The organism is Enterobacter sp. WCHEn090032 (assembly GCF_003986875.1).
Classification (GTDB): domain Bacteria; phylum Pseudomonadota; class Gammaproteobacteria; order Enterobacterales; family Enterobacteriaceae; genus Enterobacter; species Enterobacter sichuanensis.
On record NZ_RXRN01000014.1, the window covers coordinates 54,183 to 79,913 of the forward strand.

Annotated in this window: 27 protein-coding genes and 1 tRNA gene; 4 read left to right on the top strand and 24 right to left on the bottom strand. The window is 48.3% G+C overall.

The features are described 5' to 3' along the window. Positions 1-72: 72 nt before the first annotated feature. From EKN83_RS13745 to rlmE, 19 genes are all read right to left on the bottom strand, one after another. Positions 73-159, bottom strand: a tRNA-Leu gene (locus EKN83_RS13745). 9 nt (positions 160-168) lie between these two features. Next, positions 169-501 (bottom strand): preprotein translocase subunit SecG, encoded by a 333-nt coding sequence (gene secG / locus EKN83_RS13750; protein WP_023309338.1) that lies wholly within the window; start codon positions 499-501, stop codon positions 169-171. Positions 502-503: 2 nt separating this feature from the next. Beyond that, on the bottom strand, positions 504-725 hold the full coding sequence (locus tag EKN83_RS13755; RefSeq protein WP_126801133.1) for a hypothetical protein: 222 nt from the start codon (positions 723-725) through the stop codon (positions 504-506). Continuing rightward, positions 712-1,887 (bottom strand): M23 family metallopeptidase, encoded by a 1,176-nt coding sequence (locus tag EKN83_RS13760; RefSeq protein WP_126801134.1) that lies wholly within the window; start codon positions 1,885-1,887, stop codon positions 712-714. The genes EKN83_RS13755 and EKN83_RS13760 overlap by 14 nt, the downstream gene beginning before the upstream one ends. Continuing rightward, positions 1,884-2,723, bottom strand: coding sequence for a prepilin peptidase (locus EKN83_RS13765; protein WP_126801135.1), 840 nt, complete (start codon positions 2,721-2,723; stop codon positions 1,884-1,886). The genes EKN83_RS13760 and EKN83_RS13765 overlap by 4 nt, the downstream gene beginning before the upstream one ends. Positions 2,724-2,768: 45 nt before the next feature. Continuing rightward, entirely contained in the window at positions 2,769-3,605 is an 837-nt protein-coding gene (locus EKN83_RS13770) for a hypothetical protein (protein WP_126801136.1), read from the bottom strand. A gap of 6 nt (positions 3,606-3,611) precedes the next feature. Beyond that, complete coding sequence (locus EKN83_RS13775; RefSeq protein WP_126801137.1) at positions 3,612-4,640, bottom strand: type II secretion system F family protein; 1,029 nt, start codon at positions 4,638-4,640, stop codon at positions 3,612-3,614. Then, on the bottom strand, positions 4,624-5,982 hold the full coding sequence (locus EKN83_RS13780) for an ATPase, T2SS/T4P/T4SS family (RefSeq protein ID WP_185857680.1): 1,359 nt from the start codon (positions 5,980-5,982) through the stop codon (positions 4,624-4,626). Before EKN83_RS13780 ends, EKN83_RS13775 begins: the two co-directional genes overlap by 17 nt. 176 nt (positions 5,983-6,158) lie before the next feature. After that, on the bottom strand, positions 6,159-6,752 hold the full coding sequence (locus EKN83_RS13785) for a hypothetical protein (RefSeq protein ID WP_126801139.1): 594 nt from the start codon (positions 6,750-6,752) through the stop codon (positions 6,159-6,161). Beyond that, positions 6,740-7,633: a hypothetical protein gene (locus EKN83_RS13790; RefSeq protein WP_126801140.1), complete on the bottom strand. Its 894-nt coding sequence runs from the start codon at positions 7,631-7,633 to the stop codon at positions 6,740-6,742. Before EKN83_RS13790 ends, EKN83_RS13785 begins: the two co-directional genes overlap by 13 nt. Positions 7,634-7,636: 3 nt before the next feature. Next, positions 7,637-8,179: a pilus assembly protein gene (locus EKN83_RS13795; RefSeq protein ID WP_126801141.1), complete on the bottom strand. Its 543-nt coding sequence runs from the start codon at positions 8,177-8,179 to the stop codon at positions 7,637-7,639. Between the two features lie 8 nt (positions 8,180-8,187). After that, positions 8,188-9,645 carry a type II and III secretion system protein gene (locus EKN83_RS13800; RefSeq protein ID WP_126801142.1) on the bottom strand — a complete coding sequence of 486 codons (1,458 nt, stop codon included), beginning with the start codon at positions 9,643-9,645 and terminating at the stop codon, positions 8,188-8,190. Between the two features lie 13 nt (positions 9,646-9,658). Beyond that, on the bottom strand, positions 9,659-10,090 hold the full coding sequence (locus EKN83_RS13805) for a TcpQ domain-containing protein (protein WP_126801143.1): 432 nt from the start codon (positions 10,088-10,090) through the stop codon (positions 9,659-9,661). Positions 10,091-10,116: 26 nt separating this feature from the next. Continuing rightward, positions 10,117-11,994, bottom strand: a complete 1,878-nt coding sequence (locus tag EKN83_RS13810) for a type II secretion system protein (protein ID WP_126801144.1) — start codon at positions 11,992-11,994, stop codon at positions 10,117-10,119. A gap of 111 nt (positions 11,995-12,105) precedes the next feature. Beyond that, positions 12,106-12,819 carry a type IV pilus major pilin gene (locus EKN83_RS13815; RefSeq protein ID WP_045284750.1) on the bottom strand — a complete coding sequence of 238 codons (714 nt, stop codon included), beginning with the start codon at positions 12,817-12,819 and terminating at the stop codon, positions 12,106-12,108. Positions 12,820-13,271: 452 nt separating this feature from the next. Further along, positions 13,272-14,609 (bottom strand): phosphoglucosamine mutase, encoded by a 1,338-nt coding sequence (gene glmM, locus EKN83_RS13820; RefSeq protein WP_095450580.1) that lies wholly within the window; start codon positions 14,607-14,609, stop codon positions 13,272-13,274. Next, complete coding sequence (gene folP, locus EKN83_RS13825; RefSeq protein WP_126801145.1) at positions 14,602-15,450, bottom strand: dihydropteroate synthase; 849 nt, start codon at positions 15,448-15,450, stop codon at positions 14,602-14,604. The genes glmM and folP overlap by 8 nt, the downstream gene beginning before the upstream one ends. A 98-nt stretch (positions 15,451-15,548) precedes the next feature. Beyond that, positions 15,549-17,483, bottom strand: coding sequence for an ATP-dependent zinc metalloprotease FtsH (gene ftsH / locus EKN83_RS13830; protein WP_013098921.1), 1,935 nt, complete (start codon positions 17,481-17,483; stop codon positions 15,549-15,551). A gap of 102 nt (positions 17,484-17,585) precedes the next feature. Then, positions 17,586-18,212 (bottom strand): 23S rRNA (uridine(2552)-2'-O)-methyltransferase RlmE, encoded by a 627-nt coding sequence (gene rlmE, locus EKN83_RS13835; RefSeq protein WP_126801146.1) that lies wholly within the window; start codon positions 18,210-18,212, stop codon positions 17,586-17,588. A 127-nt stretch (positions 18,213-18,339) separates the two neighbouring features. Here rlmE and yhbY point away from each other — a divergent pair, with 127 nt between their 5' ends. Next, positions 18,340-18,633, top strand: coding sequence for a ribosome assembly RNA-binding protein YhbY (gene yhbY / locus EKN83_RS13840; RefSeq protein WP_003861814.1), 294 nt, complete (start codon positions 18,340-18,342; stop codon positions 18,631-18,633). A gap of 151 nt (positions 18,634-18,784) precedes the next feature. Here the strand turns inward: yhbY and greA are convergent, their stop codons facing one another. Next, complete coding sequence (gene greA / locus EKN83_RS13845; protein WP_025756709.1) at positions 18,785-19,261, bottom strand: transcription elongation factor GreA; 477 nt, start codon at positions 19,259-19,261, stop codon at positions 18,785-18,787. 227 nt (positions 19,262-19,488) lie between these two features. Between greA and dacB the strand changes: the two genes are divergently transcribed. Genes dacB through pmrB form a run of 3 tightly spaced genes read left to right on the top strand, consistent with a single transcriptional unit; the run spans position 19,489 to position 22,627 of the window. Further along, positions 19,489-20,922 (top strand): serine-type D-Ala-D-Ala carboxypeptidase, encoded by a 1,434-nt coding sequence (gene dacB / locus EKN83_RS13850; protein ID WP_059385410.1) that lies wholly within the window; start codon positions 19,489-19,491, stop codon positions 20,920-20,922. A gap of 2 nt (positions 20,923-20,924) precedes the next feature. Next, complete coding sequence (gene pmrA / locus EKN83_RS13855) at positions 20,925-21,587, top strand: two-component system response regulator PmrA (RefSeq protein WP_025756707.1); 663 nt, start codon at positions 20,925-20,927, stop codon at positions 21,585-21,587. Continuing rightward, entirely contained in the window at positions 21,584-22,627 is a 1,044-nt protein-coding gene (pmrB, locus tag EKN83_RS13860) for a two-component system sensor histidine kinase PmrB (protein WP_126801147.1), read from the top strand. Before pmrA ends, pmrB begins: the two co-directional genes overlap by 4 nt. 37 nt (positions 22,628-22,664) lie before the next feature. Here the strand turns inward: pmrB and cgtA are convergent, their stop codons facing one another. The 4 genes from cgtA to rplU form a co-directional block, all read right to left on the bottom strand. Beyond that, positions 22,665-23,840, bottom strand: coding sequence for an Obg family GTPase CgtA (cgtA, locus tag EKN83_RS13865; protein ID WP_025756705.1), 1,176 nt, complete (start codon positions 23,838-23,840; stop codon positions 22,665-22,667). A 15-nt stretch (positions 23,841-23,855) separates the two neighbouring features. Further along, positions 23,856-24,821, bottom strand: a complete 966-nt coding sequence (locus EKN83_RS13870; RefSeq protein WP_025756704.1) for a DMT family transporter — start codon at positions 24,819-24,821, stop codon at positions 23,856-23,858. 96 nt (positions 24,822-24,917) lie between these two features. Next, on the bottom strand, positions 24,918-25,175 hold the full coding sequence (gene rpmA, locus EKN83_RS13875; RefSeq protein ID WP_004385076.1) for a 50S ribosomal protein L27: 258 nt from the start codon (positions 25,173-25,175) through the stop codon (positions 24,918-24,920). Positions 25,176-25,194: 19 nt separating this feature from the next. Then, positions 25,195-25,506 (bottom strand): 50S ribosomal protein L21, encoded by a 312-nt coding sequence (gene rplU / locus EKN83_RS13880; protein WP_003025032.1) that lies wholly within the window; start codon positions 25,504-25,506, stop codon positions 25,195-25,197. Positions 25,507-25,731 lie beyond the last annotated feature (225 nt).

Genomic DNA, 25,731 nt, shown 5'->3' on the forward strand with positions numbered 1-25,731 from the left:
CCTACAAAAGATCAGATCCACAGAATACAGACGAAAAAAAAGACGTCTTTCGACGTCTTTCTTCTGGAATATTGGTACCGAGGATGGGACTCGAACCCACAAGCCCGTTAGGGCACTACCACCTCAAGGTAGCGTGTCTACCAATTCCACCACCTCGGTACAGAATACTTAGTGCGGGATATCGCTGGTTGGCTTAGCCGGTGCAGCTGGCTGAGTCTGCTCAGTTTTAGCTGGCGCGCTCAGGTTTTCCCACTCGCTTCCTTTGCTGGTCTTGTTGCTATTGATATTGCCAAGCACCAGACTGATGATGAAGAACAGCGTAGCCAGAATCGCCGTTGTGCGGGTCATGAAGTTCGCAGAACCACTTGAACCGAACAGCGTACCGGAAGCGCCTGCTCCGAAGGAGGCTCCCATATCAGCGCCTTTACCTTGTTGCAGCATGATCAGCGCTACGAGAGCGATGGCTACAATAAGGAAAACAACTAAAAGAGCTTCGTACATAATCAACCTGTTCCTTGCGGATTTGCCGCATACCAATGCTTCGACCAATTAGCAGGATTTTTGTTTCCCACTGAAGCGGGTGTGAATACTAACCAAAGCGAATGACCTTCGCAAGGGCATTTTGTTGGCATTTTATCAACTGCGGAAAAAAACAGCAAAAGCGTTTCTTTTTGCCCATTCATGGTGAAAAAAAGGCCACAAAACAATCTACTAATTGTAATCATCCTTCTTCTCTTGCTTAACAAGCTTATATTTTCCATAACGTTTAACTATGCGCCATATGCCTGCATCAGTCTCAACTGGCTCACCCGGGCTGTAAAAAAACGTTCTGGCGCCCACTCGAACGCCTACCTGCATATTTTCCCCTTCTCCACTGATCAGCGCGATCGTGGGAGTGGTAGAGACGGGCCCTGTTTTCGGTTTTGTGGCCTCTTCCTGGGCTGGTTTCCTCTGAGCAACGCTGACGTTAGGCGTCAACGTCGACGCGGAAAGCACATTCATAGGATCCAAAAGCTGCTGATGCTGACTGAGCTCCAGATGAAGATGAGGTCCATTGGTGCGCCCGGTTGCTCCGGATAACGCAATAACATTGCCTCGCAGCACTTTATCGCCTTTAAAAACCTGAACAGAATTTAAATGCAGGTAACGGCTGCTCCAGCCATCTTCATGATTGACGGTAATGTAGAAGCCCGTCACAGGGCCATAACCCGTCTCCACAACATCTCCATCAGCAATGGCCATGACCTGGCTATTTACAGGCGCACGGAAATCAACGCCTTCATGACGCATAAATTGATGCATTATCGGGTGATAGCGCATTCCGTAAGGTGAGGTCACCACGATGTCATGCGTGAGCGGGTAAATGAATGCCTCTTTGGGAATGTCATCCATCAAAGAAGCAGTACGTTGTTGCAATAAAGGCCGCCATACTGGAGGCGAAGCGCTTCGCGTCGGGATCGTCAGATTCAGGACAGAGAAAACATTGCTGGCAGCCTCATCTTCTTCATAGGCGACATCTTCGGCTTCATACGGAGCAACAACGGAAAAGAACCGGGCCAGTGCCATGACGGGTGCGCAGGAAAAATCCCCTCTTTTATAGGGCATGATCTCAGAAGGTAAAAGAGCGAAAGCCTTACGCCATAACGTTGTAGCGCTGATCTGACAGGAAAGCGGCTCGAATCCAATGTACATGGAACGCCACGCCGGGTATGCACGCATGTCAGGAGTACGCGGTATTTGCCCCAACATGGCTAACAAGGTGGGATCATATAAACCAGAAGGGGATAACAGCCTCTGCGTGGCGCGGGTGACAGTATGCTCAGTAGGAGTACTCACGCCCTCAGGTGCAAACTGAAACAGAAGTAAATGAAGCAGCAGCGAGATCATAGATGAAGTATCTCCGTATACATCAGGTACACCGACATCACCGCAATCGCCGGACCGAATGGGATATACACTTGTTTATCTTCTTTAGCCGCGATGAGACGGCAACGAGCGAAGCAATGACGCAGCAGAAAACAAGCAAACCCCAGCAACGCTGATCCGAGAATGAGCATGGCAACGTTCGCTGCCCCCAACCAGGCCGCACAGGCGGCATACAGTTTCACGTCGCCTTTTCCAAAACCTTCACGTCCTTTAATCCGTTGGTAACCTTCGGCCATCAACCAGGTAAAACCCCATATAAAAACAGTGCCCATGACGCTATCTCGCGGAGAGACCGGGATAATATTACGCACAGCGGCGATAAGCCCGGTCCATAACAACAGATACACCAGACTGTCGGGCAGCAAAAACGTAGTGATGTCGATAAGTGCAAGCGTATAGAGTAAGCATAAAAATAGTGCGATGAACGTCAGCTGAACAAGGCTATATTGCGGATAAAAGCAGAATACTAACCCCCAAAAAACCACACCGATTACAGCTTCACTTAATGGATAAATAGCCGATATTGCACAGTGACAATATCGACATTTCCCACGCAAAAGAAGCCAGCTGACAACAGGGATATTATCCCATGGCATCACTTTTTGCTGACACCGGGGACAATGCGATGGCGGCCACCATAAATTAACATCTGGCAGAGTCAACTTTTCTTCATCAGTCGCATTTTCACGCAGCATCATGATGGGTAAACGATAAATGACCACATTGAGAAAACTGCCAATCAGCCCCCCCAGGAGTAATGCCAGCCATGGGTACCAGGGCGTGAAAAAAGCGTCCATGCGAAACTTACCTTCTATAAATATCCATAATAATTATCTTCAAAGTCATTGACAGTTACTCGGGACCTGGGCCATTTGTGTTTCATTGAAATAAACCATATTTGTATAAGGAATAAGATCTTGCCATAGATTGCCGCTATTACCATCTCGCTGTAGCCAAATCTGAATAGCTGATAGCCAGGTCAGCTTGATTTTAGGAGGTAAATTAACGCCATTAAAATTATTACCCGCGGCAGTTCCCCCCATCGTCGTCAATTCCATCTCATCGCTCTTCCCTGTTGCTCTGTACTCGAAGAACAAGGGTTCGACATACCCCTTATCTGAAATAGGCCCATTGGTACCACGGGAAGGTGTGAAAAACTCAACGCGTAATAATTTTAATTTACGGGTAGGCAAATATAGCCATAAAATGCCACCACCAGTATAAGGTGAATCCGCCAAAACTTTTTTATCATCATTTTTTAAAGCGGCTTCGTTTACAATGTCATCATAGGCAGAAATCCCCTTACCCACTCCTCCCTTTCCACTCTCAATGCAATCTCCATTTTTTCGGCATTTCGGCTGACTTCTGCCATCAGCCAAGAGCGGTGACATTGGCCAGACAGGTTTGCCCCCCACCGAGTAAAGATCAAAAAAATCATCCATATGTGGCGTATCATCTCCAGCAATATAGATGACGTTAAATACCGGCTTAGGTGCAAACATTGTATTCTGTAGATCGGGAATTTGAAATGAAATTGGAAAAAAGGTATCCCATAGCGCACAGCGTTTTAACCCGGCACTAAAACCGTACTTTTCCGCCCCCTGTGAGGCTCCCCCCGCAAAAAAAAGTGCCACCAACAACAGGACTTTTGACCAGATGTTACACTGAGAAATAGTCATCTTTAATTACCCTACTGCATTTTTTGAAAGCGTATCCATCAATGAGAAAAGAGCAACAAAGACCCAAACCACGCTGCCCCCCAAAACAAGCGTGGCTAAATTCTTCAGAAGCCCTGCCAGTTTTTTTATGTACTCCTGAATATGCTCTCTTGAACGCTCAGAAACAGAAAGCAGTACTTCATTGAACGAAGGAAGATCGGCATACAAGCTAATATTCAGCAGTTCTTCCGGTCCCATAAGACCTGTATCAAGTGCCTTTCCATAATTGATACCATGGGCCATTTTTTCCAGCATGGCGAAAATATGCCATTTCAGCCAGCGATTGGCATTCAACTGGATAATAGTCAGGGCGTCCGTCAGAGGAATACTGTTGCTCAACATGAGCGACAAGTTATTCAGAAAGATCGAAGAGGTCAACTGCCGATAGGTCGAAAAAGGCATTACTCTGTCACAAACTTTATTCCTCATCGTTCCTTTCATATTGGCCATCGCGAAACGTATGAGGATAACCAACAGAACAAATCCAATCAGAATTTTTAGCCAGAGACCTTCATAAAGTGCAACCCCAAAATGATAAAGGCTCTGCGTAACGCCAGGCCATTTATCAATGGGCACAACGGATGCGAAAGCGGGAAAAACTTTCAGAGAATAGCCGGCAATCACAATCAGAGATAAAGTGATCATGATCAGAGGAAAGATAAGCGCACCGATGATTTTTTTCCTTAGCTCATCATTATATTTAATAATAGAAACGAGCGTAAAAAATCCCTCAGACAGGCTTCCACTCTTTTCTGCTGCAGTGATGACGCTTAATTCTGAATTCGGAACCAGGCCTTCGAATACCGCGGCTACAGAAGTTTCCTGTTTCATCTGGTTGATCAAACCAAGCAGTCGCTGACTGAAGCCTTTACCCAATAAGGTTTGGCCTTCCTTTTGCAGCTTTTGCATTGAATCATACAAAGGCAGGCCAGCCTTCACCATATCTGCGCAAAACTGGTAGATATAAATTCGCTGCTTTTTAGTGAATTTTTTCAACGATCATCTCCAGGTCTTCATCCGGCAGGACGCCGAATTCCATTGCAAACCAATACGCATCAATCCGACCACGCAAAACATGGGCCATGACTTTTTCACGTATCTCAAATCCTTCGGCAAGCCCCGGGGTTGTTTTCCTTTTTTCACGCCAGAGGGTATAAACGTTAAGCCACTCCTGTCGGGAAATGGCAGCAAGTTCCTCATAAGTCGGCAAAAAGTATTCCATTACAAGTTGCCTTCCTTTAATACCACTGTGTTTACACTTAACGCATCCATTCTCTCCTGCGCGATAGAGATTAAAGCTTTGCCCGTATATGATTTTTTCTTCATAAAATTGTTTACACGCTTCGCAAAGCACGGGGACTAATTTTTGACACTGTAAACCGGCAACAAAGCCGGGGGTGGAGAGTTTATCGCTGCTAATACCCAGCGCTGACATGCGCTGCAGCAGCGAAACGATATTTCCCGCATGAACGGTAGTAAAACAGTAGTGACCACTTTCAACCGCCCCGGCCAGGGCATTCGCGGAAACATTGTCACGAATTTCCCCCACCATCAAAACATCGGGGTCTCTGCGAAGCGCTGATTTTATTGCCGCGTGAAACCCCCCTCCATCTACACTCACAACAGAGCTTTGTTTTGCGCCATAGATCTGATATTCGACCGGATCTTCAACAGTCAGAAAACAGCCTCGGTCGTCATAGCGATTGATTTGCAGCCATTCCATCAGGTTTTTTAGGGTGGTCGACTTACCCGATCCTGTCGTACCTGCAATCACATACGCGCCATAAGGGTTACTGAGGATCTTTTTGAGATCGACAATTTCTTCAGGCGATATACCTATCTTTTCCAGAGACCCCAGATTATCTTTTTGCAAACCCGAGGGGATAATACGTAACACAGCGTGGTAGCAGTCCGCAGTTTCACCGAAGATAGGGAAGTGCGCATAACGAAAACGATAAGGTTTACCGTTAAGGCTATAAAGTATGTTTGCATTCTGTGGAATCGCCCGGTTCCATGTCGTATCTCTTGTTGTCGCTTCAACGTTGTACAATACAAATACCAGCTCATCACATTGCTGCGATTTTATCTGCATAAATGGCATCAGCACCCCATTAACGCGCGCTTCAAACTGGGCAAGCACATCATTACGCGTAATATGCAGGTCGCTGGCACCCATGCTCACTACGCGCTGGAGTATGCTGACAAGCTGCTTTTGTGTATCGGTGACATCAATCTCATTCTGAGCGGCATTTAATGCCCTCAGCGAGATAAACTCCAGAATATGAAAATAATCTTCCTCTGAAACGACGGCAATACCAACGACCGGCCGCTTATGCATTGATTTCAGACGCGATATCTGTAACTTATATTCGAAAAGCTTATCGATATTAACTATATGTACAAGTAAATATTCATTATTTTCATGGGTTGCACTGATCCCTATCCCTTCAAATTCGTGGTATTCCCAATGCCCTGAAAGTATCTCTTCAGATGCGATACGTTTAAACCCAACATTCACAGATTTGCTTCCTTAATCTGCAAACCAATTTTTTTATCTTTTGTCAGAATGTATTGTTTGCCATCCATTGCAAATGTCTCACCAGGCTGAACATAAAGCAATTGATCACCACCTTGATTAATAACGGCAATACGAGAAAGACCACCGATGACAGACTCCAGCACGACATGAGGTAAAGGCGAATTTTCAGTAACCGATGCTTTGTTCTCGGAAATATTAACCGTCTCCCGTGCCGGTGCCGGAACAGGTTTTACTTTATCCTCACCACGTAACTTGCGAATTTCGCTGAGCATCTTTTCCATCTCGACTTCATGCTTCAGCTTGCGTAATTCTGCCTGGTAGCGATAATCATTTTCTACCAGTTGCTGGATATGCTTCTGCATCATCAGTTCTGATGATAAAGATTCATCTAATTTATCATTCGAAAAATTATTTACGGTCTTGACGTCCTTTTCTGACTCATTGGCAGACGTTGTGGCATTTCCTTGCGTTTTAGGTGCCACGGGTAAATCAGTAGTGGGTGCAGCAATAACCCTACCCCCCAACGCTATTGCAAATACTACCACCATTAATTTTTTTACGCTTTGCATACTAATCCTCCAGACACTTTCATTCCGTCTTTAATACTTTCAATTTTCCTTATCAGAAAGGCATCACGATATGCTTGTTTATATAAGAAAGCCTGAAGCAATATGATCTCATCCTCTTCATTACTATCGCCTCGTGTTATTTCCATACTCCATTCTGAAAAAAGCATATTGTAAGGTTTAACCTGACCCGCTAATCTCTTTTCCAAATCGCTGACTGAGGATTTAGGTAAAGATTTAAAAATAATCTCCCCATCTTTTGACTTGTGCTCTTCTTTTTCCAATGCGCTATTATAGGTTTTAATATAAGAGATGACCTCATTGCATGCATGAAGAGTTAATTTTTTTTCCTTCTTATAGGCTTTCAGCAAATCATTTTTAAGGTCCTTAACCCCCATACCATTATATTCAAGAGAGATGACGTCCGTTTTTACCTTTCCTTTCTGCATTGGAAAAGAAGCCGTATATCGCTTGCCAAAAAATGTTAATTCCGGCTGAGTCAGAATACGCTCTGGCTCCAGTTCAAACCCCATGTTGCAAGATTTTTCTGTACAGACAATGTTTACTGATTTCGCTGAAAAATAAACCATCCTTACCGGAACTAAAGTATGATGGATCTCATTGAGGATTCTAATACCAGAGCTGATATCAAAGCCGTCTAATGATTTTTCATACCAGTCTTGAACAGTATTAATATCACTACGTATTTTCTGCGCTGCCTGCTGCCTGGCCAGTAACTCATCAGCAGGCAATTTTATAAAATAATACCAATAACCTGCCCCAGCACCAGATAATAACAGCACAACCACCAGTAAAAATGGAACAATGCGCATTGCGGATGCCGTTCCATTTTTATTTTTCCAGAAATAGAATCCTTCAAGCATAGTTTATCCTGCAACCAAAAAATGCAACGCTAACGCAAGCAGTGCCAAAAATATGATTCCGCCAAAGAGGATTGAACTAATGATAAATCTTCGACGACGTTTAAGAGATACCTGATGAGCGTGACATTTTTCAATAACGACGGACAGCTGAACCTCAGTCAAAAGTGTGACTTCAAGATGTTCATATTGTTCCGGGTGTCGCATTAACTCATCAAACAGCTCACGTTCAATAAAACAATCCGTTCCGCTAACAATCCGCCCTTCGTTAACTATTAACAGATAGGTAAAATTATCATCACTGTGCGAAAAGTAGATCCCATCTCCAAAAAGCTCTTTAATATAAATGGCAAACGGCTCATAGAGTGTGGAAATTTTTTCACAATACCCGAGCGCCAGGTGTCCCGCTGCGTCTTTATACACCAACCGACGATTAGCTTTAACCATTCCACGAAAAGCAGCCTGCGCACCGGGATCAAGGAAAGACAAACTTTCTGGTTCCCAAAGAAGACCAGTAAGAATATTGTTAGCTTGCAATAGCTTTTCCATACCTCCTCCTATCGGGAAGTGATGGGCTGTCGATAGTAATCGACACCAATGACCATTACGACAGTCGCTGCTTCATCCTCGTCTTTGTCACCAACGCCAAGCACCTGATATTCAAGACCGCCTTTCTCGCCTTTGACGTCATACTTCGCTACCATTAGCAGATCGCCGGGCATAATAATTGATGAGTTAAACGATTCTGTCGTGCTGACATTTGGCAGCTGAACATCATCGTACGTTTCAATACCTTCCAGGTAACGTTTAGTAAAACCGCTCACCACCTCTATTCGCCCATCAGAAAGTACGCGTGGTGTGATAATAAAGCTTGTCCCGGTGATGATTGCTGATGTTTCCACCTCAACATTGACCTCACCATTATCATCAACCGTTCGCGTTCTGCTGGAGACATAATTCTGGGATTTTGTCATGTTGAGCGGTACTGCCATATTATTACGAGTTATAAAAGAACCGCTTTGTAAAGACCTGTCTCCGGTTAATTTATACAAAGCATCCAGGCCACCGCTGATATCAACGTGACTATTTTTCCAGCCAGCCGTTATGCCTCCCGTCAAGGAATCTAGCAGACTTGAACTTATCTTCATGGTGTTATGCGCATCATTGAAGTTAAAATTAAGCCCCGCAGTCAACTCTTTGACTTTACTTTTGTCGAGAGTAAATATCTTATACGTAACAATAAATTGCCGGCTATTATCTGCCTTATATTTTTCTAAAGAACGATTTAAAGCTTCATATTCCGACGGTCTTGAATTGACCATTAAAATTGATGAATCTTTAAATATGTTATAATTTCCGGATGATATATAATTTTTTGCCATATCCTCAACATCATCCCAGAATGAGGATTCAAACTTGGTCTCCGTCTTACCGGTCAGCCCACCGTTCGAAGTGGCTTCATTACCAGAGAGGTCAAGTGTTGTTTCGGTTTTATTGTTTTCACCATAGAAATCCAGCTTAATAACATAGGTTTCAAAGACATTTACTTTTAGAACGTTATGGTTATCAAGCTTAGGACTCACATCATAGAGAGAGGCGATATAATCAATAAACTCTTCGAAGGTCCCATCAAATTTTACACTACGAGCAACATCCCAACTGCTATCGCCGCTGGTGCTGCCGGACTTTCCACCTAATGCAGTATCGTTAATTCGATAGCTGATTCCTGTTTGAGCTGAAACAGCGTCCATGATGACAGATAACGTCGCAGGCTCATAGGATGAGATTTTGACATGCTTGCCCATAATACGTTGCTGCTCAACGCTATAATCAACTTTCTGACCTATAAAAGCACCGTCGTATTTAATATATGGCTTTGCTTTAGATTCGTCCTGCGTGGTGGTATTTTTGAAATGTTCTTGCACCTGCCTTTCTGAATCATACTTTTCCTCAAAATCGCTAATACAACCCTGAAGCAAAATGGTTAACATTAACAAGCCTGTCTTAATTTTCATCCCTGTACCCATCTCACATTTCATCAATGACAATCACACGGTTTTTTTGGTATTTTTTCACAACCAGACCATAATTTTCTGAGAAAAAAAGTTCTCCAAGGGCTTGCAGTATCTCATCATCACTTTTACCTGATAATGTAATTCTGTTGTAAACAAGATAATCTTTTTTACTGTTCCAAAAGAGTTTATATCCATTGCCGGTTACCCACTTTTGAATCTCCTGGCTCAACAGATTATTTTCCTCAATGATTAATGAGGACACTAAAGATATAGCTACATTTTGCGCTGAATCAGAAAATGGGTTTTTACTTACTTGTTGGTTAGTCGCATTTAGCATTGTGGATTGCGTGTTCATCGTTATGGCAGAAGAACTGTCATTGCTTGCCAGCGCTTGAGGCAGTGACATAACCAAAAATAAAAAGAGGCTTATCTTCCTGACAATCATTTTTTTTCCTTACTTTCTGCAGAGTATTATTTATAAGTGGTTGTGCTTAATAAATCATATGGCGTGCCTGATTGTGGAATAGTACTGCACCACTTAGTGATCGTATAAGATATCGACTGCGGGTTTTCAATATTAACTCCCAGCCCTGATTCTGAATCATACATACCCATTGTAGCGGTCACTACCCATACATATTTGGCATTAGGATATATTAATTTTCGACCAGGGTTATGTTGTCCATCTTCCCCACCATGAGCCATTTCCTGTTCGGCAAGTTCAACCTGTATTGTCACACCACCCAGCAGATCCAATTTATCGCGATCGGAAATATTATGTCGTGTATCATTTTCAGTGGTATACATATCCGTTTTACCACCGCCACTGTAAGCCGAAACAGACGAAAGACTGGCTGATAAGTGCGGATATAACACCCTTTCCACAGATACAGTCTGTTGTTTTCCTTCACTATTCAGCAGCGCATTACCCTTAGCATCACGTAGTATTATGTCTTGCTTAATTTTTGGGCATGACTGCACATAAAATCGATGCGTTCCGGAGTGACTATCCTCATTATAATCAGGCACGAAATTTTGAACATTCGTGATGTCTACTGACTCTTTTTCGAAGCCTGAATATTCTGTCACAGAGGGTGTGACCAGTTCAAAAGCATCATATACTTCAGGTATATAATACTCTGAGGTTACATCAGCGCCACTCATTGTATTTCCATCCCAGGCACGGTGCCCGGTATTATCATCAAGGTAAAACTCACCTTCAAATGCTTCGCCGTTAGCGTCTTTATACGTAAAACGCTCAGGCTCGCCGTTTGCAGATAGCTGCAGGTCGCCACCATAGCTCCGTTTGAAGATATAAACGGGTCTGCCGGTATTTTCCATCACAAGGTTTGCTTTTAGCGTGCCTGTTCTGGTTCCGTCATCTTGATTATCCTTATCAAGCATATCCAACGACAGGATTTGATCTTCACCATGCATACCCGTACCCGCTTCCTGGTTGTAGCACAGTTCAATCTTACTCTTCGTGGTGCTCCAACACTTCGAACCACCACCACCGCTACCACCACTGTCGTTATCCTTCATCTCGAAGATAAAGCGAATGCCCAGTTGCTGGCCATTACCGATTTTCTCAAGTCGTTCCAGATTCGATGCGATATCAGCAAATTCAATGGGTGTGCTGCCATCAGCCTTTGTCACCAACTTCCAGGCATCTGCTGTCGTCCCCCGGTGAACAATCATGATATGAGAAGCGATCAAACCCGTATTATTAAGGGCATTGTTAAAAGGTGACACGTAATTGGCAAAGCTGTATTTGTCATCACCCTGCGTAAAGTTAAATGCGACAATGGCATCCATACGATCAACGGTGTTGGACTGCTTTTGCAAATCATCGGTAGCAAACCCAATACGTTCAATTTTGGCTGCTGGGTTGCTGGCTGAACTCATCAGTGAGCAGGGCAGATACTCGTTTGTTAACTCATATGTGGATTTCAGCGTAACCTTACAGCCTTTACTGATAAAATAGTAACGCTGCTGTTTTTGAGGATTGGTTCCATCACCCCATAAAAAATACTGGGTCGCGGTTCCTGTATCGATATCGGTAACACCATTCGTGATACGATAATGATAGTGCGCTTCCGAAGGCGAAATAACACTTTCATAAAATGGGTTAGGCTTCTCACCATCTTTAGTTTGCAGCGTCCCGTCGCGTAAGAAATTCATCACGCCATTCATTTCATGGACAAGTGCATTGGCAATGTTCTGGCGCATCTCTTTTGCAGCCTGTTTTCGCGCATAGTTGGTGTAAGCCACTAACGCACTTCCTGCAATAGCCAATACAACGATGATTTCCAGCAATGAAAAACCCGATGCTCGATTTCGCGACCGCATAGATAACCCTGAGTAATTCTTTTTATTGGCAATATATTTGAGTGGCTATTTATTTAAATAGCCACTCTGCTCAATCTGAAACAATTTTTATAGCATTTCAGATATCTTTAATTATTTACTACCGAAAACAATACCGTTGCCAGCGCCTGTGTTATTACAGGTTGTATCTGCAACAATGTTTGCAGCTGGGATATCTGCAGATGTAGCAAGAGACTTCAGTACGTTAGTAGAAATTGCATCATCCAATGCAACGTCAGTTAACGCAGCGGACTGATCGACGCCAGATGGTGCATTGATAATACCAACATAATCCCATTGATTACCCATTTGAGAAATCAGGTTACGACAGGTTTCTTGATCCAAACCGTTAACCAATACGACAAACCCTTTGCTAACAGTACTGCTTTGATCAACGATAGCATTACCAATTTGGAAAACATCGCCTGAGATTCCGTTGAAAGATTCATTAGGGGATATTTTTCCTAATTTGTTAAGCGTAACAATAGGAGAGAGGTCATTAGCAGTAGCTACGTTTGCTTTTGTGAGATTAATTGCGGTTGACGTTGGGTCTGGATATTCAGTCTCATCTTTGAATGCCTCAGTCATCGCGGTACGGATGCTGTTGGTATTATTCTGGATGTCAGACAAATCCTGTGAAGTAAACGCACGCTGAGCAAGGATAACCACACCCGCGGCAATAACACCGATAATCCCCAAAACGATGATAATTTCCAGCAACGTCACACCGCGCTGTTTTCTCATCTCTTTTACCTGTGCGACTTTGCGAGCCACATTCCCTTTTAAATCTAATATCAATGTATTCATTATATGCCCTTATTAATCCATGTTATGTCGCAGGTGTATTGCCCTGCAGCACTGGCATTATTCACTCAGAAAAAAACTGACACAACCAAACACAAAAAAACTAAGAATACATTTATATTTAGCTTAAAAATTTAATGCCATATTGTTATTGAACAATAACGAAAGATCATTCTTAATAATTAATTCAACGAAATAAGAGACATCTGACAGGCACTTATTTAATTTTTCATTAACATGAAATGACATTACAAATAACAACCCATGTAATTTTAAATAAAAACATTCATCCGTTTTGTTACGAATATCATTCCAAATCAAATAATTAGCCGTACTTAGCTATTTTTTTGCTCTGCCAGATAAAAAACAAAACGCCCGGTGAATGACCACCAGGCGTTTTGCATTGAAACGTAACAACGTTTTTTAGGGTTTATCAGTTCGCCGCTGCGGGCTGTTTAAACCGCCTTTACGGCATCCGCAATACGGTGCGCAAATTCTGTCACCTGCGCTTCGTCTTCGCCCTCTACCATCACGCGGATCAGCGGTTCAGTACCAGACTTACGCAGCAGAACGCGCCCACGGCTGCCGAGCGCGGCTTCAACCTCAGCCATTACCGCTTTCACATTTTCACTTTCCAGCGGATCGCCTTTGCCGGCGGTGAAGCGCACGTTTACCAGCACCTGCGGGAACATTTTCATGCCGCTGCAGAGATCCTGCAGGGTCATATGGTTACGTGCCATGGCGGCAACGACCTGCAGCGCGGCCACGATGCCGTCACCGGTGGTCGTTTTGTCCAGCAGGATCACGTGGCCCGAGTTTTCAGCACCGATACGCCAGCCCTTCTCCTGAAGTTTCTCCAGCACATAGCGGTCGCCCACTTTCGCGCGGACAAACGGGATCCCAAGCTGTTTCAGCGCCAGTTCCAGACCCATGTTACTCATCAGGGTCCCCACCGCGCCGCCGCGCAGCTGACCCTGACGCAGACCTTCACGCGCGATGATATACAGGATCTGGTCGCCGTCGACTTTATTCCCTTCGTGGTCGACCATGATCACACGATCACCGTCACCGTCCAGCGCAATACCCAGATCGGCTTTCTCCGCCAGCACGCGCGCCTGCAGGGCACGAACGTCCGTCGCACCGACCTGTTCGTTAATGTTCAGACCATCCGGCTCACAACCGATAGCGATCACTTTCGCACCCAGCTCACGGAAGACATTCGGAGCGATGTGATAGGTCGCACCGTTTGCACAGTCCACCACAATTTTGAGGTGCGCCAGGCTCAGTTCGTTCGGGAACGTACCTTTGCAAAATTCAATGTAACGACCCGCTGCATCGACAATACGGTTCGCTTTCCCCAGCTCAGCGGAATCTACACAGGTGATCTCTTTTTCCATCTCGGCTTCAATGGCTTCTTCCACTTCGTCCGGCAGCTTGGTGCCATCGATAGAGAAGAATTTGATGCCGTTGTCATAGAACGGGTTGTGAGAAGCAGAAATGACAATCCCCGCTTCCGCGCGGAAGGTGCGGGTCAGATACGCAACAGCAGGCGTTGGCATTGGCCCAGTAAAGGAGGCAGAAAGACCTGCAGCCGCCAGACCGGCTTCCAGCGCAGACTCCAGCATATAACCCGAAATACGGGTATCTTTACCGATAATGATCTTACGGGAACCATGACGTGCCAGTACCTTGCCAGCGGCCCAGCCAAGCTTCAGGACAAAGTCAGGGGTGATTGGCGCATCGCCTACCCGGCCACGGATACCATCGGTACCAAAATATTTACGATTACTCATAGCGTTTGTTTTCCTTCGCTGCCAGTGTGGCTTCCACCACACGCATGGCTTCTACTGTTTCTTTGACGTCATGGACACGAATAATGTGCGCCCCCTGCATCGCCGCAATCACCGCGCAGGCCAGACTCCCGCTCAGGCGCTCACTCGGACCGACATTAAGCAACTGCCCAATCATCGACTTTCTCGACATACCCACCAGCAGCGGCAGGCCGAAATGATGAAACTCTGATAAGCGTGCAAGCAATGCATAATTGTGTGAGAGATTTTTACCGAAACCGAACCCCGGGTCGAGCAGCAATTTCTCTTTTGGGATGCCCGCACGTTCACAGCGTGCGATGTGCTTAATAAAGAAGCGATTTACATCCGCAAAGACGTCGTCATACTTCGGCGCATCCTGCATCGTTTTCGGCTGACCCTGCATGTGCATCAGACACACCGGCAGCCCGGTTTCCGCGGCCGCTTCAATCGCCCCCGGCTCTGTCAGTGAACGAATATCATTAATAATGTGAGCACCCACTCTCGCCACTTCCCGAATCACCTCAGGTTTGGAGGTATCGACGGAGATCCATACCTCAAAGCGCTGGGCGATGGCTTCAACCACCGGCACCACGCGTGCCAGCTCTTCTTCCACCGAAACATCTGCCGCACCAGGTCGTGTCGACTCACCGCCAACGTCAATAATGGTGGCACCCGCGTTGATCATTAAATTGGCGTGCTTAACCGCCTCGATCAGGGTGTTATGCGTGCCGCCATCTGAGAAGGAGTCAGGGGTAACATTCAGGATCCCCATCACATGAGGATGTGAAAGATCGAGATGCGAGTCCTGGGCGAATAGTTTCATGGCTAAATCCCTGGTATTAATGTGGTTTAATGAAAAAGAAAAACCCCGGAGCAAGCTCCAGGGTTTGAGGTACAGAAAAACATTTCAACAGCAGTGACTTACTTATCGCCCAACTGTTCTGACATGGTGTTGCCCGGGTTCGGCGTACGCGGTTCATCAACCGGACGCGGCGCACGCGGAGTGCCATTGTTGTCAGAATTGTTGGAAGCGCCTGGGTCTTCCCAGCCTGCTGGCGGACGCACTTCGCGGCGAGCCATCAGGTCGTCAATCTGCGGAGCATCGATGGTCTCATATTTCATGAGTGCATCTTTCATCGAATGCAGGATGTCCATATTGTCGTTCAGGATCTGACGTGCGCGACCATAGTTACGTTCAATCAGCGCTTTCACTTCCTGGTCGATGATACGAGCTGTTTCATCGGACATATGTTTCGCTTTCGCCACGGAGCGGCCCAGGAACACTTCACCCTCTTCCTCTGCATACAGCAGCGGACCGAGTTTGTCGGAGAAGCCCCACTGAGTCACCATGTTACGCGCCAGATTTGTCGCGACTTTAATGTCGTTGGACGCACCGGTAGAAACATGTTCTGGCCCGTAGATGATCTCTTCCGCCAGACGACCACCGTACAGGGTCGAAATCTGGCTTTCCAGTTTCTGACGGCTGGCGCTGATCGCGTCGCCTTCAGGCAGGAAGAAGGTCACACCCAGCGCACGGCCGCGTGGAATAATCGTCACTTTATGCACCGGATCGTGTTCCGGCACCAGGCGACCGATAATCGCATGGCCTGCTTCGTGGTATGCAGTGGACTCTTTCTGCGCTTCCGTCATCACCATGGAGCGACGTTCCGCACCCATCATGATTTTGTCTTTCGCTTTCTCGAATTCGACCATCGACACCACGCGCTTGTTACCGCGAGCGGCAAACAGTGCAGCTTCGTTGACCAGGTTAGCCAGGTCCGCACCGGAGAAGCCCGGGGTACCGCGCGCAATAATTGCCGCATCGATATCTGGTGCCAGCGGTACGCGACGCATATGGACTTTCAGAATCTGTTCACGACCGCGAACATCCGGCAGACCGACAACAACCTGACGGTCGAAACGGCCTGGACGCAGCAGCGCCGGGTCAAGAACGTCCGGACGGTTAGTCGCCGCGATTACGATGATACCTTCGTTACCTTCGAAGCCGTCCATCTCAACCAGCATCTGGTTCAGGGTCTGTTCACGTTCATCGTGACCACCACCAAGGCCCGCGCCACGCTGGCGGCCTACGGCGTCGATTTCATCGATAAAGATAATGCACGGTGCTGCCTTCTTAGCCTGCTCGAACATGTCACGCACACGAGATGCACCAACACCCACGAACATTTCGACGAAGTCAGAACCTGAAATAGTAAAGAACGGCACCTTCGCTTCACCCGCGATGGCTTTCGCCAGCAGGGTTTTACCGGTACCCGGAGGACCAACCATCAGAACGCCTTTCGGGATCTTACCGCCCAGTTTCTGGAAACGGCTCGGCTCACGCAGGTATTCAACCAATTCACCTACTTCTTCTTTCGCTTCGTCACAACCGGCGACGTCAGCAAACGTGGTCTTGATCTGATCTTCCGTCAGCATACGCGCCTTGCTCTTACCGAACGACATGGCACCTTTGCCACCGCCGCCCTGCATCTGGCGCATAAAGAAGATCCAGACGCCGATAAGAAGCAGCATCGGGAACCAGGAAATGAAGATAGAAGCCAGCAGGCTTGGTTCTTCTGGCGGCTCGCCTACAACTTTGACGTTTTTGGTCAGAAGGTTATCAAGCAGCTTAGGATCGTTCACCGGGATGTAAGTCGTGTAACGGTTACTATCTTTCTTGGTAACGTTGATCTCACGTCCGTTGATACGCGCTTCGCGAACCTGGTCCTGATTGACCTCCTGCAGGAAGGTAGAATAATCCACCTTGCGGCCATTCGACTCGCTGGGCCCAAAGCTCTGGAATACTGACATCAGCACAACGGCAATGACCAGCCAGAGTATTAGGTTTTTCGCCATGTCACTCAAGGGATTAACCTCATATTACAACTGTGTTAAAAACAGCGTCAGGATACTCTATATCCAGTTTCATTCAAACTTTCGCCTGAAATCTACCGGTTATCATTTTCGCCCGGTCGCTACAATATACACTTCACGGGAACGGGCCCGGGAAGAGTCCGGCTTACGAACTTTGACCTTCGCAAACAGGGAGCGAATTTCCTTAAGATACTCCTCGAAACCTTCGCCCTGAAACACCTTCACAACAAAACTACCACCAGGCGCTAGTACATCACGACACATTTCTAACGCTAGCTCCACCAGATACATGGCGCGGGGGATATCCACCGCCGGTGTTCCACACATATTTGGTGCCATATCTGACATGACAACCTGGACCTTACTGTCACCTACACGATCAAGTAACGCTTTCAGCACTAATTCATCACGAAAGTCGCCCTGAAGGAAGTCGACACCGACGATAGGATCCATTGGTAAAAGATCGCACGCGATGATTCGGCCCGTTCCGCCGATCTGCGTTACCGCATACTGGGACCATCCGCCAGGTGCTGCTCCGAGGTCGACAACCGTCATCCCCGGCTTAAAAAGTTTGTCACTTTGCTGTATTTCATCAAGTTTAAACCAGGCACGGGAACGCAACCCCTTTTTCTGTGCCTGTTGAACATATATATCGCTAAAGTGTTCCTGAAGCCAGCGGCTGGAGCTGGCAGAACGCTTTTTACCTGTCATTTAACATTTCCGTCCTGGTTCATCGTTGCTTGCCTGTGACGTAAATTTCTACGCAGCTATTTGGCGATATAAGGGAGATGGCGGTAGAATGAACCGTTTTCAATCCCAACGTAAGCAAAAATATACGATGAATCTGAGTACTAAACAAAAACAGCACCTTAAAGGTCTGGCACATCCGCTCAAGCCTGTAGTGATGCTTGGCAACAATGGTTTGACCGAAGGGGTGCTTGCCGAGATTGAACAAGCGCTGGAACACCACGAGCTGATCAAGGTGAAAATCGCCTCTGAAGACAGAGACACTAAAAACCTGATCGTGGAAGCCATCGTGCGCGAAACCGGCGCCTGTAATGTACAGGTCATCGGTAAAACGCTGGTGCTCTATCGCCCATCTAAAGAGCGTAAAATCTCGCTGCCACGCTAAGGATATCCTGAATCAAACACATTTTCTGTGTTAAACGAGGGATTTCTGTCAGCAGGTGAGCAAAATGCCATGCTCCTTGAGTTGTTAAAAGGCCGCTATGCGGCCTTTTTCCTTTCTTTACAATGTATCAACATCTTTGCAGAGAGGCGAATTACAGGTACTCAACCTTGATAATTTCGTATTCGACTTCACCGCCAGGGGTGCGGATGGTGACAACATCATCCTGCTCTTTGCCAATCAGGCCGCGAGCAATGGGTGAGTTCACCGAAATCAGGTTCTGTTTGAAGTCGGCTTCATCGTCACCCACGATACGATACGTTTGCTCTTCGTCGGTATCCAGGTTCAGCACGGTAACCGTTGAGCCGAAGATCACGCGGCCATTGTTTGGCATTTTGGTAATATCGATAACCTGCGCATTCGACAGCTTCGCTTCGATATCTTTAATACGCCCTTCACAGAAACCCTGCTGCTCACGCGCCGCGTGGTATTCAGCATTCTCTTTCAGGTCGCCATGCTCACGCGCTTCCGCGATAGCGGCGATGATTTCAGGGCGGCGAACGGATTTCAGGAAATCCAGCTCTTCGCGCAGTTTTTCGGCACCACGTAAGGTCATCGGAATAGCTTGCATTTGTTATACCTCTTAAACATTCCTGTTGGGAGCAGTGTTCCCTGCCCCGGCCCTCAAGAGCAGGCCAGAAGCAAAAAGAAAACCGACCCGGGAGCAACGCCCCAGGTCAGCAGCAATTTTCAATTTGATACGCATTTTACCGCGAAGTTCACTATGGGTCATCGTTTACTTTGCAGTGCCATGCACCGTAGTATGACGGTTTGTTTTCGGGTTGTTAGCGCGAGATTATGCGATTTTCCAGATTTATCATCGGATTGACTACCAGTATAACGTTCAGCGTTCAGGCCGCGAATGTTGATGAGTATATTAATCAACTGCCCGCAGGTGCCAACCTTGCCTTGATGGTGCAAAAGGTCGGGGCGCAGACGCCGGAGATTGACTACCATAGTCAACAGATGGCCCTGCCTGCCAGCACCCAGAAGGTGATCACTGCGCTTGCCGCCCTCCTTCAGCTTGGTCCTGACTTCCGCTTTACCACCACGCTAGAGACCAAAGGCAAGGTCGAAAATGGCGAACTGAAAGGCGATCTGATCGCCCGTTTTGGCGGCGACCCGACCTTTAAACGCCAGGATATTCGCAATATGGTGGCAGTGCTGAAAAAATCGGGCGTGCAGAAGGTTGATGGAAACGTACTCATCGACACCTCCATCTTTGCCAGCCATGATAAAGCCCCCGGCTGGCCGTGGAACGACATGACGCAATGCTTTAGCGCCCCGCCCGCCGCCGCGATTGTTGACCGAAACTGCTTCTCGGTTTCGCTTTACAGCGCTCCCAAACCGGATGATTTAGCGTTTATCCGCGTGGCGTCTTACTACCCGGTCACGATGTTCAGCCAGGTCCGCACGCTGGCCAAGGGCTCTCCGGATGCACAGTATTGCGAACTGGATGTGGTGCCCGGCGATCTTAATCGCTTCACGCTTACCGGCTGCCTGACGCAGCGTGCCGATCCACTGCCGCTGGCCTTCGCCATCCAGGATGGCGCAAGCTACGCAGGCGCCATTCTTAAGGACGAACTGAAACAGGCAGGGATCACCTATACCGGTACCCTGCTGCGCCAGACGCAGGTTAACCAACCCGGCACGGTTATCGCCAGCAAACAGTCTGAACCGTTGCACGATCTGCTAAGGATCATGCTGAAGAAGTCTGACAATATGATCGCTGACACGGTGTTCCGCATGATTGGTCACGCGCGCTTTGGCGTTCCAGGAACCTGGCGTGCAGGTTCCGATGCAGTCCGTCAGATCTTACGTCAGCAGGCGGGAATCGACCTGGGTAATACTATCGCTGTCGATGGCTCCGGGTTATCGCGACACAATTTGATCGCCCCGGCAACCATGATGCAAGTGCTTCAGTACATTGCTCAACATGACACTGAGCTAAACTTTATCTCGATGCTGCCGCTCGCCGGGCATGACGGTTCACTTCAATACCGGGCCGGCCTTCACGCTGCCGGCGTTGATGGTAAAGTGTCAGCCAAAACAGGTTCACTGCAAGGGGTATACAACCTTGCAGGCTTCATCACTACCGCCAGCGGACAGCGCATGGCATTCGTGCAGTATCTTTCCGGCTATGCCGTCGAACCGACCGACCAGCGCAACCGTCGTATTCCACTGGTTCGCTTCGAAAGCAGGCTTTATAAGGACATCTACCAGAATAACTAGCGATGAAACTACTTATAGTTGAAGACGATCTGTTATTACAGGAAGGGCTGGCGCTTGCGCTGGCCAGTGAAGGATATGCCCTCGACTGCGCCGCCACGGCGGCGGAGGCCGATGCCCTGATCCAGAGCGGCGAATACAGTCTGGTGATCCTCGATTTAGGTTTACCGGATAAAGACGGCGCGACGCTGCTCACCCAGTGGCGTCGCCGCGGCATCGCTAATCCGGTGTTGATCCTGACGGCACGCGATGCCATTGAAGATCGTATTACCGGCCTTGATGCTGGAGCCGATGATTATCTGGTGAAGCCCTTTGCTCTGGCAGAGTTGCAGGCGCGCGTCCGGGCCCTAATCCGCCGTTATCAGGGACACAGTGATAACTTACTCACCGACGGCGATATCACGCTGAATCTGCAAACCCAGCAGGTCCTGCGCCAGTCCCAGCCGGTAGAAGTCACGCCCAAAGAGTTTGCCCTGCTTACGCGCCTGATTATGCGCAGCGGACAGACGGTGCACCGTGAAACCCTCCAGCAGGATATCTACTCCTGGCAGGACGATCCGGGGTCGAATACCCTTGAGGTTCATATCCATAATCTGCGTCGTAAGCTCGGGAAAGACAGGATCAAAACCGTCCGCGGCGTGGGCTACCGTCTGGAGAGTCAGAAATGAACAGCATGCGTCGGCGGTTAATGGTTCTGCTGGCGGTGATACTGTTGTTTTTCCAGCTGATCAGCGTGATCTGGCTCTGGCATGAAAGCCGCGAGCAGATTGGTTTTCTGGTCAATGAAACATTGTCTGCCAAGTCACGTAATAACCATGTCGAGAAAGAGATCCGTGAAGCGATTGCCTCGCTGCTGGTCCCTTCCCTGGTGATGGTCGGCTTCACCCTGTTCTTCTCCTTCTGGGCCGTCACCTGGATAACCCGGCCCCTGAATAAACTGCGTGTCAGTCTGGCGAATCGTTCGGCGGATAACCTGACCCCGCTTCCGATGTACTCTGACATGGAAGAGATTGGCGCCGTCACCACCTCTCTCAATCAGCTGCTTGCCCGGCTGGATCACACCATTCAACAAGAGAGGCTGTTTACCGCCGACGCCGCACACGAGCTGCGAACGCCCCTCGCCGGGATCAGGCTGCATCTGGAACTCATGGCGCAGTCAGGCGCGCCGCAGGCCGCGACATTGATAACCCGTATCGATCAGTTGATGCACACGATTGAACAGCTGCTGATGCTGGCGCGCGCCGGGCAGGCGATGGCGAGCGGTCACTACGAGACGGTGAACTGGACAGACACGATTATTACGCCGCTTGGCCTTGAGCATGAAGCCAAAGAGCATACGGTTATTTGGCCGGCTAAAAGTGCGCTCACGGTGCAGGGAGACGCTGTGCTTCTGCGTCTTATGCTGCGCAACCTGCTTGAAAATGCCGGACGTTACAGCCCTGCCGGGACAACCATCACAGTGACATTATCCGCGCAGGGCGGCGGAACGCTGGTCAGCGTTATCGATCAGGGGCCCGGTATCGATGAAGCGCACCGACAGTCAATCACAGAACCGTTCCGCCGTCTCGACCAACGCTATGGTGGCAGTGGCCTGGGCCTGAGCATCGTGCAGCGTATCCTGCAGCTTCATCATGGAAAACTGACGCTGGAGAATGGCGAGAAAGGCGGTCTCATTGCCAGCTGCTGGCTGCCTGCAACGTTAGAATAAAAAAAGCCCCTGAATCAACAGGGGCCTTTCACGACGATTAGTGCTTGTAGATGAACTCGACGCCTTCTTCGTCGTCTTCATCCCAGTCATCGTCCCAGTCTTCATCATCCCCTTCCGCTTCCAGCTCTTCGAGCTGCTGGCGGTGGTAGTCATCCCACATGAATTCGACTTTTTCTGGCTGTTTGGCTTCTTCCGCCTGAACAACTGGGTTCTCGATGATGAAGGTCATCACATCCCAGCACAGATCTTTCACGCCCACCTGGCTTGCGGCGGAGATAAGATAGTATTTATCTTCCCAGCCCATCGCTTCAGCAATGGCTTTCGCTTTTGCTTCCGCTTCGGCTTTATCCATCAGGTCAATTTTGTTAAAGACCAGCCAGCGCGGTTTGTTCGCCAGTTTTTCGCTGTATTTCTCCAGCTCGCCGACGATGATACGGGCATTTTCTACCGGATCGGAACCATCAATTGGATCAATATCGATCAGGTGCAGCAGGACGCGGCAACGCTCAAGGTGTTTCAGGAAGCGGATACCCAGACCGGCACCTTCCGCTGCGCCTTCAATCAGACCCGGAATATCGGCAACCACGAAACTCTTCTCGTTATCCATACGAACAACGCCCAGGCTTGGCACCAGGGTCGTAAACGGATAGTCCGCCACTTTTGGTTTCGCAGCAGAGACGGCACGAATAAACGTCGATTTGCCCGCGTTTGGCATCCCGAGCATGCCCACGTCTGCCAGAAGCATCAGCTCCAACTGCAGATCGCGCTTATCGCCCGGCGTACCCATGGTTTTCTGACGTGGCGTACGGTTAACAGATGATTTAAAACGGCTGTTGCCCAGACCGTGCCAGCCACCTTTAGCGACCATCAGGCGCTGACCGTGTTTGGTCATGTCACCCATGGTTTCACCGGTCCCCTGGTCAATCACACGCGTACCGACAGGCACCTTAATGGTGACGTCTTTTCCGCGTTTACCGGTACAGTCACGGCTCTGGCCGTTCTGACCACGTTCAGCGCGGAAGGATTTTTCAAAACGGTAGTCGATCAGCGTGTTGAGGTTCTCATCCGCCTCCAGCCACACGTCACCACCATCCCCGCCGTCGCCGCCGTCAGGGCCGCCACGAGGGATATACTTTTCACGGCGGAAGCTCACGCAACCGTTGCCGCCATCACCAGCCACGACAAGGATCGTCGCTTCATCAACAAACTTCATTTTACACTCCGTAACTCATTCGCCTGAGCGGGGGACTACTACAACCGCTTCATTTTTGCGCCAACGTCCCCAAAGACGATGACCAATGGCGGAATACATCGCGCCCGCAACCACGACAAACGCACCGAGATAGCCCAACAGGTTGAGCATCGGTCTGACGAAGACATCGGGCCAGGCCATTGATAACAAATCTGAAAATAACAGCGTAAACAGCGGAGTAAGCGTAATTAATGCGCTCACCTGTGCTGCCTGCCAGCGCGCCATTGCTTCGGCCAGCGCGCCATAACCAACCAGCGTGTTCAGCCCACAAAAAATGAGGCACGCCAGTTGCCAGTCGCTAAGCTCGGTGATTACCCCCGGCTTCGCTAACGGCAACAACGCCAGTGTACACAAAGTGTACAGCAAAAAGAGGATCTGCTGTGAGGCAAGACGACGCAATAACACCTTTTGCGCGACACCATAGCTCACCCAGACCGTTGCTGCCCCTACACCGAAGATCACACCCCAGGTGTAATCGGTCAGCCGGGTAAAAATCTCGATCAGACTGGTGTTGAAGAACATCACCAGACCGCATAGCAGCATGCTCGCCCCGATAATCTGCGTACCGCGCATCTTCTCCTTGAGGATAAAGACGCTGGCGACCATCATGCCCACGGGTGAAAGCTGACCAATCACCTGTGACGCCGTAGGGCTAAGATATTGCAGGGAAGAACTGAACAGGATGAAGTTCCCAAACAGTCCACCTGTCGCGATAGCCAGTAACACAAGCCAGCGCGGTTTCCGGAAGAGTCGCAGCGGAGGAAGCTTACCTTTGACAGCCAGAATCGCCCCGAGGCCGATACTTGCCATCAGAAAGCGATAAAAGACCACCGTAGGCGGCTCCATCACTTCCAGTACCTGCTTCATTGCAATTGGCAGCGCACCCCAGCACATTGCGGTAGTGAGCGCCAAAAGAATACCTATGCCGGCCTGCTGCTTCATGCCCGTTTTCCCTACAGAAAAAATTACCGGGTTTCCAATGTAAAAAGCCCCGCAACAGGTTGCGGGGCTTTAATCCGTTACCGGACCGAGAAAACCTTACTCAGCAACGATGCTGATGTATTTACGGTTGTTCGGGCCTTTAACTTCAAATTTCACTTTACCGTCTGCTTTAGCAAACAGAGTGTGGTCACGACCGCAACCTACGTTGTTGCCAGCGTGGAATTTGGTACCACGTTGACGAACGATGATGCTACCCGCCAGAACGGATTCGCCACCGAAACGCTTAACGCCCAGGCGTTTAGCTTCTGAATCGCGACCGTTACGTGTGGAGCCGCCAGCCTTTTTATGTGCCATTTAAATCTCTCCTCAGGTCTTAGGCGCTGATGCCAGTAATTTTCACATCAGTGAACCACTGACGGTGGCCCTGCTGCTTACGGTAGTGCTTACGACGACGAAACTTAACGATTTTAACTTTCTCGCCACGACCGTGTGCAACAACTTCAGCTTTGATAACGCCGCCATCAACGAAAGGAACGCCGATTTTGACTTCTTCACCGTTTGCGATCATCAGAACTTCTGCGAACTCAACAGATTCGCCAGTTGCGATGTCCAGCTTTTCCAGGCGAACGGTCTGACCTTCGCTTACTCGGTGTTGTTTACCACCACTTTGGAAAACCGCGTACATATAAACTCCGCTTCCGCGCACGTCCTCGTATGAATCAGAGTGCGCTATAAATATTCACAATAGGGCGCGAATATTACGCAAAACGCGAGCCTTTGACAAGTGCTACCGTCAATACATGAAGAAAAAAAACACAACACGTACGGTAACGTTTATCTGAGCCGTTTTTTCAGTACAATCAGCAATACTATTGATAAACCGAAACCCTTCGTTACCCCATAGTAGATG